The 13,901-nt window shown below is 65.0% G+C and carries 9 protein-coding genes; 5 read left to right on the plus strand and 4 right to left on the minus strand.

Features of this window, described 5'->3' with window-relative positions:
* Positions 1-16: 16 nt before the first annotated feature.
* Together ACYVF5_RS07090 and ACYVF5_RS07095 are read left to right on the plus strand one after the other, a co-directional pair.
* Positions 17-307: a hypothetical protein gene (locus ACYVF5_RS07090; RefSeq protein WP_460944739.1), complete on the plus strand. Its 291-nt coding sequence runs from the start codon at positions 17-19 to the stop codon at positions 305-307.
* A gap of 16 nt (positions 308-323) precedes the next feature.
* A complete protein-coding gene (locus ACYVF5_RS07095; RefSeq protein WP_460944741.1) occupies positions 324-1,043 on the plus strand; it encodes an alpha/beta hydrolase in 720 nt (239 codons plus the stop codon).
* A 27-nt stretch (positions 1,044-1,070) separates the two neighbouring features.
* On the opposite strand, the gene ACYVF5_RS07100 is transcribed toward ACYVF5_RS07095, so the two are convergent.
* Positions 1,071-2,117 carry an AI-2E family transporter gene (locus tag ACYVF5_RS07100; RefSeq protein ID WP_460944743.1) on the minus strand — a complete coding sequence of 349 codons (1,047 nt, stop codon included), beginning with the start codon at positions 2,115-2,117 and terminating at the stop codon, positions 1,071-1,073.
* 250 nt (positions 2,118-2,367) lie between these two features.
* On the opposite strand from ACYVF5_RS07100, the gene ACYVF5_RS07105 reads away from it, so the two are divergent.
* Together ACYVF5_RS07105 and ACYVF5_RS07110 are read left to right on the plus strand one after the other, a co-directional pair.
* Positions 2,368-4,203, plus strand: a complete 1,836-nt coding sequence (locus tag ACYVF5_RS07105; protein WP_460944745.1) for a hypothetical protein — start codon at positions 2,368-2,370, stop codon at positions 4,201-4,203.
* Complete coding sequence (locus ACYVF5_RS07110) at positions 4,200-5,147, plus strand: co-chaperone YbbN (protein ID WP_460944747.1); 948 nt, start codon at positions 4,200-4,202, stop codon at positions 5,145-5,147. The genes ACYVF5_RS07105 and ACYVF5_RS07110 overlap by 4 nt, the downstream gene beginning before the upstream one ends.
* A 96-nt stretch (positions 5,148-5,243) precedes the next feature.
* On the opposite strand, the gene glgB is transcribed toward ACYVF5_RS07110, so the two are convergent.
* Both glgB and ACYVF5_RS07120 read right to left on the minus strand, forming a co-directional pair.
* On the minus strand, positions 5,244-7,418 hold the full coding sequence (glgB, locus tag ACYVF5_RS07115; protein WP_460944749.1) for a 1,4-alpha-glucan branching protein GlgB: 2,175 nt from the start codon (positions 7,416-7,418) through the stop codon (positions 5,244-5,246).
* On the minus strand, positions 7,415-9,562 hold the full coding sequence (locus ACYVF5_RS07120; protein WP_460944750.1) for an alpha-1,4-glucan--maltose-1-phosphate maltosyltransferase: 2,148 nt from the start codon (positions 9,560-9,562) through the stop codon (positions 7,415-7,417). Before ACYVF5_RS07120 ends, glgB begins: the two co-directional genes overlap by 4 nt.
* Before the next feature lie 103 nt (positions 9,563-9,665).
* Here ACYVF5_RS07120 and glgP point away from each other — a divergent pair, with 103 nt between their 5' ends.
* Positions 9,666-12,248, plus strand: a complete 2,583-nt coding sequence (gene glgP / locus ACYVF5_RS07125) for an alpha-glucan family phosphorylase (RefSeq protein ID WP_460944752.1) — start codon at positions 9,666-9,668, stop codon at positions 12,246-12,248.
* 6 nt (positions 12,249-12,254) lie between these two features.
* Here glgP and ACYVF5_RS07130 read toward each other — a convergent pair whose 3' ends face one another.
* Complete coding sequence (locus ACYVF5_RS07130) at positions 12,255-13,820, minus strand: hypothetical protein (protein ID WP_460944754.1); 1,566 nt, start codon at positions 13,818-13,820, stop codon at positions 12,255-12,257.
* Positions 13,821-13,901 lie beyond the last annotated feature (81 nt).

Below are 13,901 nucleotides of genomic sequence, written 5' to 3' on the forward strand. Positions count from 1 at the left end.
CCCGAAAGCCCGTGAGATGCCACGCAGCAATCGATCGCGCCGACGCAAGCCCGTCGACGATGAGGGTGATCTGTCGCATCTGCTCTCAGGATGGAAACGCACCGAGCAGAGGCGCGGTCGCGAGTGGTTCGTGCAGCCGGTCAGCGCGGCGCGCGCTGTCAAGGACTATGTCTGCCCGGGATGCAGCGGCACGATTCTTCAGGGAACGGCGCACATGGTGATCTGGCGTGCTGACGGCGTGCTCGGTGACGCGGCCGACCTCGAGTCGCGCCGGCACTGGCATTCGCACTGCTGGCGGGCCTGGTGAGCGGAGGACGAACAGAATGAGCGGGATCGAGATCAGGAGCGGCGTCGAGCTGCCCGCCGTGCGTGAGGACGTTGAACTGCACACCGACGACGGCTTGACCCTGGTCGGCGAGCTCGCGCTTCCGGAATCCCGTGAACCGGTCGCAACCCTTGTCACGCTCCACCCTCTGCCGACGGCCGGGGGATTCATGGACTCTCACGTCATCCGCAAAGCAGCCGCACGTCTCCCGGCGCTTGCCGATCTTGCCGTGTTGCGTTTCAACACCCGCGGAACCGTGTCGCCACGAGGAACGAGCGAGGGCTCGTTCGACGGGGGAACAGGCGAACGGTTCGACGTCGCAGCCGCGATGGACTTCGTGATGCAGCGCGCCCTGCCTCATCCCTGGCTCGTGGGCTGGTCGTTCGGGAGCGAACTGGCCATCAAGTACGGGCCGCAGCATCCCATCGACGGCGCGATACTGCTGTCACCGCCCCTGCACCGGGCAACGGCGCACGAGCTTGCGGCCTGGGAGGGTGACCCGCGCCGGCTGATCGCGCTGATTCCCGAGTTCGACGACTACCTGCGACCGACGGATGCCGCAGAGCGGTTCTCCGTCGTCCCCTCGGCCGTCCTCGTCGACGTCGAGGGGGGAAAACACCTGTGGGTCGGTGAGAAACAGGTCAGGCGGGTGCTCACCGAAATCGTCGCGGCGGTCAATCCGGATGCGCTTCCGCTGCCGGAGCGGTGGGACGCATAGGTGAGTCCTCTGAGCTCGGCAAGCGTGTCACAATTCGTTTTGCCGCGGTATGACAACCTGTTTGATGATGAGCAGAACAGCCGCCGCCATAGGAATCGCGATCAGGGCGCCGAGTAGACCGAGCAGCGAACCACCTGCCAACGCGGCGATCACGACCACCGCCCCTGGCACACTCACCGCGCGCTTCATGATGTTGGGGCTCAGCACGTATGCCTCGATCTGCATATAGATGAGGTAATAGATCCCGGCGATGAGAGCCGTCACCGGTGACCCGAGCGACGGGATGAGGCAGGTCAGTGTGATGATGATCGACCCGGTGAGCGTGCCGACCAGGGGAATCAGCGAGAACATAAACGCGATCACCGCGAGAACAGGCGGGAACGGAGCGTCGATGATCGAGAGCATGATGAAGCTGAGCACGCCGTTGGTCGCGGCGATGCTGCCCTGGCCGATGATGTAGCGACCCACCGAATCCGTGATCTGTTCCGCCAGATCCGCGAATCGCTCCCGTTTCGACGCGGGAACCAGCTGGTACAGCCCACGCTTGATCGAGGGCAGTGAGGCGGTGAAATAGATCGTGAGGATCAGGATGATGAGCGCCCCGAAGAACCCGGTGCCGATGGCGAACGCGACCTGGATCGCACCGGTGCCGATGTTCGGGATGTTGTCTGTCAGAAAGCGGCCGGCCTCGGCGATGATGTCGTCCACCTGAAGGAACGGAAACTGCGAGCGCAGGTTCTCGATGATGGTGTTGTCGACGATCTGCTGCTGGATCACCGGAATGCGCGCGACCAGTTGAGACACCTGGTCGACGATGATGGGGACGATCATCCAGACGATGCCGGCGAACACGACGAGCAGACCGAGGATCACGATGATGATGGCCGACCAGCGTGGCAGCGACCGCTTCTCGAGCCACGACACGATCGGGTCGAGGCCGAGGGCCAGGAACAGTGCGGCGCCGACATAGACCAGCACGGACTGCAGGGCGACGACCGACGTCAGGATGAGCAGGCCGAGCCCGACGCCCAACGTGCCGATCAGCCCGAACCGGAACACATTCTGGATCTTCACGTTGTCCTCTCGCCTCGCCGGTCCGTCGCTGCGGCCTCGACCGCACCATCGTGTCGGCGTTGAGCAATCGTAACCCGATGAAGGGGTGGTTCTCCCTCGTCGCAGAAGGCGGGGTGCGAGCGGGTCACCGTCTAGGAACCACTCAGGGTGTTCCGCTAGTCTGAAATGTCTGTGTCTGTTGCCACGTGCCCGATTGACTGGACAGCATCGGGTGCAGCACCCGCAAGATGGCAACGCAGAAGGAGATGTAGTGCGCTTCGTATTCGCCATTGCCGCGCTGGTTGTCGCGGCTGTACTGATCGTTCTGGGCATCGCCCAGCGCACGGTGTTCCTCGGCCCCTCGACCGTCTCGATGGAGACGACCGTCGACACAGAGCTGCCCTACACCGTGATCGACGGCGCCGTGCTCGGCTCGCACCCCGGTCAGCAGTCCATCACGGTCTCTGGTGCAGACGAGGTCTTCCTCGCCTACGGAACCACCGCAGACGTTGTGGCCTGGATCGGAGAGAACGACTACACGAGCATCCAGACCGACAACGAGAGCGGCGAACTCACGAGCGAGGTCATCAAGCCCGAGAACAACACGCCGGTCCCCGAGGGGTCGGACGATGCGGAGACCGAGGAACAGACCGAAGAAGAGATCGCGGCCGCGGCCGATCCACGAGGGTCGGACTTGTGGCTCGCAGAGCAGTCAGAAGAGCGGGCCCTGATCACGACGGTGAGCCTGCCAGAAGACATGAGCGTGATCATCGCCTCAGACGGTGTGGCACCGGCTCCGGAAGACATCGAGCTGTCCTGGCCGCTCAACAACTCAACACCGTGGGCGGGGCCGCTCATCGCACTCGGATTCCTGCTTCTGGTCGTCGGCATCGTGCTCTACTTCTTGGGACTCCGGCACATGCGCAGGTCGCGTGGTCCACGTCGTAAGTCGATCACCTCTGGGCCGGGCCTCGAGCAGACGCCCAAGAGTCAGAAGCAGCTGAAACCGAGACGCACCAGGGAGCGCGCGCTGCCCAAGCCGAAACGCACTCCCAGGCGCTCGATGCGGGCGGTCGTTCCCGTGGTGCTCGTCTCCGGTCTCGCGCTCGGAGGCTGCAGCGCCGATTACTGGCCCGATCTGTCTCTTCAGAACGGATCGACGCCGACGCCCACGCCAACGACCCCTGCGGAGGAGGCTGCGGCAGAGGCAGCGCCCCCCGTCGTGACCGTCCCACAGCTCGAGCGTATCGTCGCCCGGATCGCCACCACGGCGACGCAGGCAGACGAAGCCCTCGACGCCGACCTCGCCCAGACGCGGTTCGACGGTCCCGCACTCGATGAGCGCACAGCCAACTACGCCATCCGCGCGAGCGTCCCCGACGCCGGATTGCCGACCCCCATCCCGGGTTCGCCGGTAACCCTCACCCTGCCGCAGGCGAGTGCGAGCTGGCCGCGCACGGTGATGACGGTGATCAGCGACGAACAGGATGAGACGATCGCGCCGACGGCATTGGTGATGATGCAGCAGTCACCCCGCGAGAACTATCACGTGGAATACGCGCTTCAGCTCGAGCCGGACGCACAGATCCCCGACGTCGCACCGGCGACGATCGGCGCCGCACTCGTGCCGGCGGAGCTCCAGTTCTTGCTGGTCGCCCCCGACACCCTTGGAGCTGCATACGCCGACCTCATCTCCCGCGGGTCCGAGAGCGAGTCGGCAGGCCTCTTCGAGACGGAGGACTCGCTGCGGACCGCCATCGCCGCCGACCGCGAGAAGAAGACCGCCGAACTGCCGTCCACGGCATCCATCGAGTTCTCCGCAGCCGCCGGTGACGGTGTGCCCCTCGCTCTCGTGACGAACGAGTCAGGGGCGATCGTGGCGGCGCACGTCGTCGAGAAAGAAGTGGTGCGCCCCATCGAGGCAGACGCACAGGTGAGACTCTCGGGGGGCATAGCCGCCCTCGCCGGTGTGACGGAAACCACAAAGGGCGTTGAGGCCACGTACAGCGACGAGCTGCTCTTCTACGTTCCGCCCGCGGGCAGCAATGAGAAGATCGTGCTGCTCGGATTCCGCCAGGCGCTTGTCGCAGCAAAGGAGATCGAATGAGTGGAGTAGAGCCGGCCCCCGCGCACCTGCGCGGAGCCGTCGACCTGTCTAGCCTTGCCGCACCGCGTTCGCAGGGCGGCCCGTCGGATGCCGGCGGTGCGGCGGCCCAGGTCGCCTCACTGGTCGCGGACGCCACTGACCAGAGTTTCAACGACTACCTCGAGCTGTCTGCACGCGTGCCTGTTCTCGTGCACCTCTGGTCGGCGGGCAGGCCAGAGACCAAGGAGCTCGCTCCGCTCCTCGCCAGGCTCACGCAGGAGTACGGCGGACGCTTGGTGCTCGTCAACATCGACGTCGACGCCAACCCGCAACTCGCCGGTGCGTTCCAGGCGCAGTCGGTCCCCCTGGTCGCGGCAGTCATCGGCGGCAGGCCGTTGCAGTTGTTCACCGGTCTGCTGCCCGAACAGCAGTTGAGGCAGCTTCTCGAGCAGGTTCTGCAGGCCGCCGCGCAGTCCGGCGTGACCGGAACCGCCGTCGCCGCTGAGCAGGGCGAGCCTCAGGGAGAAGGGGCAGAGCCGGAACCCGAGCCGTTGCCCCCGCTGCACGCCGAGGCATACGAGGCCATCGAGCAGGGCGACTACGCGCGCGCCATCAGCGCGTACACGACGGCGATCGCCCAGAACCCGACCGACAAGCTGGCCGTTGCCGGTCTGGCGCAGGTGAAGCTCCTGCATCGTCTGCAGGGGAAGACTCTCGATGAGATCCGGTCGAGGGCCGCGGAACACCCTGACGACCTCGATGCGGCGCTCGATGTCTCTGATCTCGATGTCTCTGGTGGTCACGTCGAGGATGCCTTCGACCGACTGCTCGGGTTCTTCGCGTCGGCGTCGGCGGAGGACCGCAACCGCATTCGTGAGCGCCTCGTGGAGTACTTCGAGGTGGTCGGAACAGACGACCCGCGTGTGGTGAAGGCTCGTGCGCGCCTGACCAACCTGCTCTACTGATCGTCTCTGCTGGTCGTTTTCTACGGGCTGGTCGTTTTCTACCGGGCTGATCGTTTTTCTGCCGGTCCGAAGCCGGGGATCTCGTCTCGGTCGAGGTCAGAGCTCGAGACGGAGCCACAGCGCGCCGAGCGGCGGGACGGTGAGCTCGGCCGACGCCGGGCGCCCCGCCCACGGCTCGTCGACGGCGACGACACTGCCGAAATTGCCGACACCTGATCCGCCGTACTCAGAGGCATCCGTGTTCAGCAGTTCGCGCCAGGAGCCGGCGGCGGGAAGGCCGATGCGATAGGGGCCGACGGGTGTGCCCGAGAAATTGACGATGACCGCGATCGCGTTGCCAGAGGCGTCCTTGCGGAGGAACGACACGATGCTGTGTGCGGAGTCGCCCCCGTCGATCCATTCGAATCCCGCGTCGGTGTTGTCCAGAGCCCAGAGCGCCGAGTTCGCGCGGTAGAGGCGGTTCAGCTGGGTGACGAGTGAGAAGAGGCCGCGGTGCACGGGCTGATCGAGAATCCACCAGTCGAGGCCCCTGGCCTCAGACCACTCGGAGGGCTGGCCGAACTCCTGCCCCATGAACAGCAGCTTCTTGCCCGGATGCGCCCACATAAACGCAAGGTAGGCCCGCATGTTCGCGAGTTTCTGCCAGTGGTCTCCCGGCATCTTGGCGAGGAGCGAGCCCTTGCCGTGCACCACCTCGTCATGGCTGATCGGCAGAAGAAAGTTCTCGCTGAAGGCATAGGCGAACGAGAACGTGATGTCTCCGTGGTGATAGGAGCGATACAGCGGGTCGTGGGCGATGTACTGGAGCGTGTCGTGCATCCAGCCCATGTTCCACTTGAGCCCGAATCCCAGGCCGTCGGCCGTTGTGGGCGCTGTGACGCCCGGCCAACTCGTGGATTCCTCTGCGATCATCACAACGCCGGGGTTTCTTTTGTATGCTGTGGCGTTCGCCTCTTGCAGCAGGCTGATCGCGTCGAGGTTCTCTCGTCCGCCGTATTCGTTCGGCAGCCATTCCCCGTCTTCGCGCGAGTAGTCCAGATAGAGCATGGACGCGACGGCGTCGACCCGGAGCCCGTCGACGTGGAACTCCTCGATCCAGTAGAGCGCGTTCGCGACGAGAAAGTTGCGCACCTGACGGTTGCCGAAGTCGAAGACATAGGTGCCCCACGACTTGTGCTCGCCCCGGCGGGGGTCCGGATGCTCATAGAGCGCCTGTCCGTCGAATCGCGCGAGTGCCCACTCGTCCGTCGCGAAATGCCCGGGCACCCAGTCCATCAGCACCCCGATGCCGGCGTTGTGCAGGCGATCGATGAGATACCGGAGGTCGTCCGGATGCCCGAACCTGCTCGTCGGGGCGTAGTAGCCGGTGACCTGGTACCCCCACGACCCTCCGAACGGATGCTCGGCGAGCGGCAGGAACTCGACGTGGGTGTACCCGAGCTCGGTGAGATAGCCGATCAGCGGGTCAGCGAGGTCTCGATAGCCGAGCCCCGGGCGCCATGAGCCGAGGTGCATCTCATAGACGCTCATCGGGGAACTGTGTGGGTCTCGTGACGCGCGCTGTTCCAGCCACGGCTCGTCGGTCCAGCTGAATCCGCTCTCGCCCACAACCGACGCGCTGGCCGGGGGATGCTCGGTGAACCGCGCCATCGGGTCTGCCCGGCGCACCCAGACGCCGTCTTGACCGAGCAGCTCGAACTTGTAGAGCGAACCGGCGGCGACACCGGGGATGAAGAGCTCCCACACACCCGTCGGTCCCATGCTGCGCATCGCATGCAGGGTGCCGTCCCAGCCGTTGAAGTCACCGATCACCCTGACGGCCCTCGCGTGCGGCGCCCACACGCGGAACGCGGTTCCGTCCGTGACCCACGTGGTGCCCTCGTGCTGCATACGATGAGCCCCGAGGGCGTCCCACAGCCGCTCGTGCCGGCCCTCGCCGATCAGATGAAGGTCGATCTCGCCGATCGTCGGCAGGAACCGGTAGGGGTCGTCCGCCACCCAGGCGGGGGTGTCGTCGTTATATGCGCTTTCGAGCATGTAGTCGCGGATGCCGTGCCTGTGGGTGCCCTCCCAGATGCCGTTGTGCACGTGGGCGAGAGGGATGCGGGTCCCGTCGTCCAGCACGGCGGTCACCGCCCGTGCGAGGGGGCGCAGCGCCCTGATCACAACGGCGTCCGCGCTGCGGTGCTGGCCGAGGACCTCGTGCGGAGCGAAGTGCTCGCCGAGTGACACGGCGTCGAGAACGTGGCGGTCGATGTCGTCGTTCGTCATGAGCCCACCTGCGAGACGTGCAGGATGTGCACCGGTCGGGTGAAGGCATCCAGCCTCACGTAGTTGCTGTCGCCCCAGAGCCAGTCGTCGCCCGTGATGAGGTCGGTGACGTGGAACGACGTGCCCGGCAGCATCCCGAGCGCTGTGAGGTCGAGGTGGACTGTCGTCTCTCGCACGGAGTGGGGGTCGACGTTGGCGACGACGATGACGGCGTCAGCGGCCCCGTCGGGCGACAGCGCGGCCTCGAGGTATTTGCTGTAGACGAGGACGGCATCATCGTCGCTCGAGTGAACGTGCAGGCTTCTGAGCTGTTGCAGGGCCGGATGTTCCCGCCTGATGCGGTTGAGCATCCCGATGAAGAGCGCGAGCGACCTGTTCTCTTTGGCGGCACGGCTGAAGTCGCGTGGTTTGTACTCGTACTTCTCATTGTCGATGTTCTCTTCTGAGCCGGGCCGTGCGACGTTCTCGAAGAGCTCGTACCCCGAATACACCCCCCAGACCGGGGCGGCAGTGGCCGCGATGGCGGCGCGGATCGTGTATGCGGCCGGACCGCCGAACTGCAGGTACTCCGTGAGGATGTCCGGGGTGTTCACGAACAGGTTGGGCCGCAGGTATTCGGCTGTGCTGTGGGCGATGTCGGTGAGGAACTCCTCGAGCTCCTCACGGCTGTTCCTCCAGGTGAAATAGGTGTAGCTCTGCTGGAAGCCGACCTTGGCGAGTGTCGTGAGCATGGCAGGCCCGGTGAACGCCTCGGCGAGAAAGATCACGTCGGGGTGCTCGTCGTTCACCCGGCCGATCAGCCATTCCCAGAACTCGACCGGCTTTGTGTGGGGATTGTCGACCCGAAAGATCCGCACGCCGAGAGCCATCCAGTGCCGCACGATTCGGAGGACCTCGGCGCGGATGCCGTCCGGGTCGTTGTCGAAGTTGATCGGATAGATGTCCTGGTACTTCTTCGGCGGGTTCTCCGCATAACGGATGCTGCCGTCCGGCAGCGTCGTGAACCACTCGGGATGCTCGCGCACCCAGGGGTGGTCTGGGGACGCCTGCAGCGCGAGGTCGAGGGCGACCTCGAGCCCATGCTCCGAGGCCGACCGGACGAAGCTCCGGAAGTCGTCGACCGTGCCGAGATCGGGGTGGATCGCATCGTGACCGCCCGCAGACGACCCGATCGCCCACGGCGACCCTGGATCGTGTGGTCCGGCTTTGAGGCTGTTGTTCGGGCCCTTGCGGTTCGTCACTCCGATCGGGTGGATCGGCGGCAGATACACAACGTCGAAGCCCATCTCGGCTATCGCCTCGAGCCTGCGGACCGCGGTGCGGAAGGTCCCGGACTGCCACGAGCCGTCTGCGCGCCTGACCGCACCCTCCGATCGGGGGAAGAACTCGTACCACGCTCCGTATCCCGCTCGTCGCCTCTCCACCCGGATGGGCAGTTCCGGCGTGATGCTCTGCAGGCTCGCGACCGGTCGTTCCGTCAGGATGCGCGCGAGCCGGCCATCGTCGAGCAGGCCACGTCGCAGCTCGTCATCGTGCCCGCGCAACCGGGTCGCCGCCTCGGTGAGATAACGAACCTCATCTGCGGCGCGCGCAGATTCCGCGGCGGCGCGCTCACAGATCTCGGCCCCGAGAAGGAACATGACCTCGACATCGACCCCCGCATCGACCTTGATGGTCGCGTTATGCCGCCAGGTCGCGAAATCGTCGGCGAACGCACGAATGCGGTACGTCCAGGTTCCCTCGTCGTCGAGGCGCACGACGGTCTCCCACCTGTCGGTTCCCGGCGTGACGAGTGTCATACGATGCGTCGTCTCGTCGCCGTTCGGCGCTGTGAGAAGGAGTTCGACCCCGATGGCATCGTGGCCTTCCCTGAACGCCGTCGCACGGAACGGAACGATCTCACCGGCGAACGCCTTCGGACTCCAACGCCCGTTCGCGAGGTTCGGTGAGAGGTCGAGGATCGGAATCCGTCCGACCAGGGTGCCTGGAGGGGCCGACCGGGCACCCTGTGCGGTCCCCGGCAGGGGCGCCGCCTGGGCGGATGCCGCGGCCGGCTCGGCTCGGCTCGGTGACGGACGCCCGGACTGTTCTGCTGCTGCCCCCGGCACGACACTGCCGGCATTACCTCTTCGCTTGTTCGCCACACCCCGACCGTACCCCGAATCGGGGCGCAACTCCCGAACGTCGCGGGCATCCGCTCACCGAGTATTCACACGCCCTTAACGCTGCGCTTCTATGCTGAGGAGCGTGAAAGCCATCAGACGATTCACCGTCAGACCCGCACTCCCGGAGCGGCTGTCCGCCCTGACCACACTCGCGGGGAACCTGCGCTGGTCGTGGCACGGCCCGACCCGTGACCTGTTCTCGAGGCTTGCGCCAGAACTCTGGGAGAGCGGAAAACACGACCCCGCCGCCATTTTCGCCCACGTCACACAGGCGAGCCTCGACGAGCTCGCGGCCGACGATGACTTCGTCGAACAGCTGAACGATCTCAACGCCGACCTCGAGCGCTACCTCGGCGAACCGCGCTGGTATCAGGGCCTCGACGGCGAGAAGCCGCAGTCGATCGCCTATTTCTCTCCGGAGTTCGGCATCGCCGCAGCGCTTCCGCAGTATTCGGGTGGCCTCGGGATCCTGGCGGGCGATCACCTCAAGAGCGCGTCTGATCTCGGTGTGCCGATCGTCGGGGTCGGGCTCTTCTATCGCGCCGGATATTTCAGCCAGTCGCTCTCACACGACGGCTGGCAGCAGGAGACCTATCCGGTCGTCGACCCAGACGGACTGCCGCTGCGTGTGCTTCGCCTGCCAGACGGCTCCGCCGCCGTCGTTACCCTTGCGCTGCCAGACGGCCAGACGATGAGCGCCCGCGTCTGGGAGGCACGGGTGGGGCGAGTGAGTCTGCTCCTGCTCGACAGCGACATTCCCGAGAACTCGGGGGAGCTGCTCCACATCACCGACAGACTCTACGGCGGGGGAGAGGAGCACCGCCTGCGGCAAGAACTGCTCCTCGGGATCGGCGGCGTCAGGGCTCTCGCCCTCTGGTCGGAGCTCACCGGGAGAGCGATGCCAACGGTGTTCCACACGAACGAGGGACACGCCGGTTTTCTCGGACTCGAGCGGATCGCCGACCTCATCGGCGTCGGACTGAGTTTCGACGAAGCCCTTCAGGCGGTGCGTGGATCAACCGTCTTCACCACTCACACCCCCGTCGCCGCAGGCATCGACCGGTTCAGCGTCGACCTGATCCGCACCTATCTCGAGAGCGACCTGCTGCCGGGGGTCGACGCCGACGATGCCCTCGCGCTCGGACGGGAGGTGGGACCGGAGGCCTCGCCGGGTGTCTTTAACATGGCGTATATGGGACTGCGTCTCGCGCAACGGGCGAACGGGGTCTCACGACTGCACGGTGAGGTCAGCCGTCGTATGTTCAACCCGCTCTGGCCGGGTTTCGACGCCACCGATGTTCCGATCGGATCGATCACGAACGGCGTGCACCCGGCGACGTGGACGCATCCGGTGCTCTCCCGCCTCGCGCGTGAGTCCCTCGGAACGACGGAGACGAGCGCCGCCGACTGGAGCTCGGAGAACCTGTCGGACGCGGAGCTGTGGAACGCTCGTGATCAGATGCGGGCACTCCTCGTCGAGGATGCCAGGCGGCGGGTCTCTGCGGACATCGCCGGCAGGAACCCCGGGTCGATCGTGCCGAGCTGGGTGCATACCCTGCTCGACCCCGGCATCCTCACCATCGGTTTCGCCAGGCGGGTTCCCACATACAAACGGCTCACGCTGATGCTCCACGATCAGGAACGCCTGCGGCGCATTCTGCTGCACCCGGAGCATCCGGTGCAGATCGTCGTTGCGGGAAAGTCGCATCCGGCAGACGATGAGGGCAAGCGGCTCATCCAGCAGCTCGTGCAGTTCGCCGCCGCCGAGGACATCAGGCAGCGCATCGTCTTCTTGCCGGACTACGACATCGCGATGGCCAAGTCGTTGTACCCGGGAACCGATGTCTGGCTGAACAACCCGTTGCGCCCGCTCGAGGCGTGCGGCACATCCGGGATGAAGGCCGCGCTCAACGGGTCTCTCAACCTGTCGATCCTCGACGGCTGGTGGAACGAGTACTTCGACGGAGAGAACGGATGGGCGATCCCCTCTGCAGACGACTCCGTCGGGCCGCAGGAGCGCGACCGTCTTGAGGCCGAGGCTCTCTATGACCTGATTGAGCACGAGATCGCCCCCCGCTTCTATGACAGGGACGACAGCGGTATTCCCGTCAGGTGGATGCGAAGCGTTCGCCACACCCTGTCGACGCTCTCGCCGCGTCTGAGCGCCGATCGTATGGTCGAGCAGTATGTGCGTGAGTTCTATCTCGAGGCCCACCGCAGCGGAGCACAACTGCGTGCCGACGGCTATGCCGCCGCGAAGTCGCTCTCTGCCTGGAAAGAGAGGGTGCGCACGGCGTGGCCGTCGGTGGCCATCGCCCACGTGGAATCCGGTGGACTCGACTCTGTGCCGCAGGTCGGAGAAGAACTGCATCTTCGTGTCTATGTCGAACTCGACGGGCTGACGACCGACGATGTCGCCGTCGAGGTCGTCTACGGTCGCGTCGAGCAGGGCGAGACACTCGCCGAAACGCGTGTGCACGAACTCGAGCCCATCGTCGATGACGGGCGGGTGAGCATGACCACGCCGCGCTCCGGCGCTGTCGAATATGCAGGCACCCTCGCGCTGACGCGTGCCGGCAGCTTCGGCTACACCGTGAGGGTCGTTCCCCAGCACGACCTGCTCGTGGGCACGGCAGAGCTCGGGCTCGTGACCTCTGCCGAGTAGGAGTGATCATGACCGGGGTTGGCCGAGCTCGAGTTCACCTTCGCCGAAATCCGTGATCGTGTAGGTGCCGCACGAGATCATCTCTGAGGTCTGTGAGCGAAAAACGTCGTCTGGCAACTCGAAGGCGGGAGATCGGCTGTCGCTCACCAAGAAAGACACGGAAACACCGCGGTAATCGGAGCGGTTGACGAGCCAATGGTAGGGGTTGAGGCTCGCATCGACCTGAACGAGTTGCCGCGGATCGTCGAGATACGCCTTCGGGGCGCGGATCGTCCAGAATTGCCCGGCGCCTACCCGTCCCGATGAGTCGATCCATTGAGTAACGCATCTCAGCGAGGGATCAGACCCTTGGGCCTTCACACTCTGGACAAGTCGAGGCGCACCGATCAATGCAGTCGCCGCGATGAGGATCACCCCGATAGTTCCTATGAGTGCGCTCACACCGCGGGAGAGCGCACGAGATCTGACGTGTTCGGGCAGCAGAGACGGGAGCAGAACGAGAGACAGGGCTGGCATGAAGAGCACGGGCTGCAGGTATCGAGAAGCGTGAGTGCCCACCATGATGGCCCCGACGAGTACCGCGAGGGGCACGAACCAGGAGGCGCTGGCCAGAAGCGTGGCTCCAGCGGAACGACGTTTAAAAGCGATCACGCTGCAGCAGGCTGCAAGACCTATGAGCGCTAGGACGAGAAGGAGTGCTATCGCGCCCTCAAAGGACCCTCCTCTCTCTACAAGCAGCGCCGAGTAGTAGTCGACCGAATGACGCCAGTCGGACGGGCGAATATAAGACGCGCCGGAATTGGCGATCATGCTGCTGAAGGGCACGCGGCAGGCGAAACCGAGTGCTGTGCCACCCAGCATTCCGGAAAGCGCATAGAAAGCGTGCCGACGGGTGGAGTGGCTCGCGAAAGCCCAGACGATGACCAGCACTGTCAGCGGCACCGTGGCCCAGGCGACGTAGATCGGGTTCGTCACTGTGGATAGTGCGGATATGAGTATGAGGAGCACTGTGCGGGACAGCAGGTGATGCCGTGGGTCGTCGGCGATTCGCCAGAGGACGCCGACGGTGAGTACGACGCCGATTATGGTTGCGGAATAATACGTGGTTGTCGCCATGAGGCTTGCCAGCTCAAGGCTGCTTCTGCTGCTCGAGCTTTCGAGCAGGGCGAGCGCGCTAAACGCGCTGAAAGCCAGCAACGACCCTGCAACTGCTGTAAGCGAAGACCCGTTTCTGCCTGCGACATAACGAATCGACGTGTACAGGACCATGAAATTCACAACAGCGTTGATCGTGAGCGTTGCGGCCACAGGCAGACTCAGGAGCGACAGCAACCCATACACAGCGATCTCTGGGAGGAAGAGCACCGACGACATCGCCCAATCCTGCGGTTGCCCCGTACTGATTGAGTGTGCCACCAGAACGTTCAACAGTGAATCGCCGTCGGTGTAGAGAAGCACTGACCGGTCGGAGCTGGCAAGGTGCGAGACGACAGTGATCGTTATGAAGAGCGCTGAGACGACACCGAGCATCTCGTATGCCCACGACCGCTTGATCGTCGTCGAGCGCTTCATCGCGACCGCACGAGTTTCCTGAACCTCCGGCGACCGAAGCCGTTGCGTTTCCGGGCAGTTGGCTGCCTTCTCCTGCTGTCC

Source organism: Okibacterium endophyticum, from assembly GCF_054780075.1.

Coding starts and splice junctions, on each gene's coding strand:
- ACYVF5_RS07110 (WP_460944747.1), top strand. CDS start 4,200: ATGAGTGGAGTAGAGCCGGCCCCCGCGCACCTGCGCGGAGCCGTCGAC.
- ACYVF5_RS07090 (WP_460944739.1), top strand. CDS start 17: ATGCCACGCAGCAATCGATCGCGCCGACGCAAGCCCGTCGACGATGAG.
- glgB (WP_460944749.1), bottom strand. CDS start 7,418: ATGACGAACGACGACATCGACCGCCACGTTCTCGACGCCGTGTCACTC.
- ACYVF5_RS07095 (WP_460944741.1), top strand. CDS start 324: ATGAGCGGGATCGAGATCAGGAGCGGCGTCGAGCTGCCCGCCGTGCGT.
- ACYVF5_RS07130 (WP_460944754.1), bottom strand. CDS start 13,820: ATGAAGCGCTCGACGACGATCAAGCGGTCGTGGGCATACGAGATGCTC.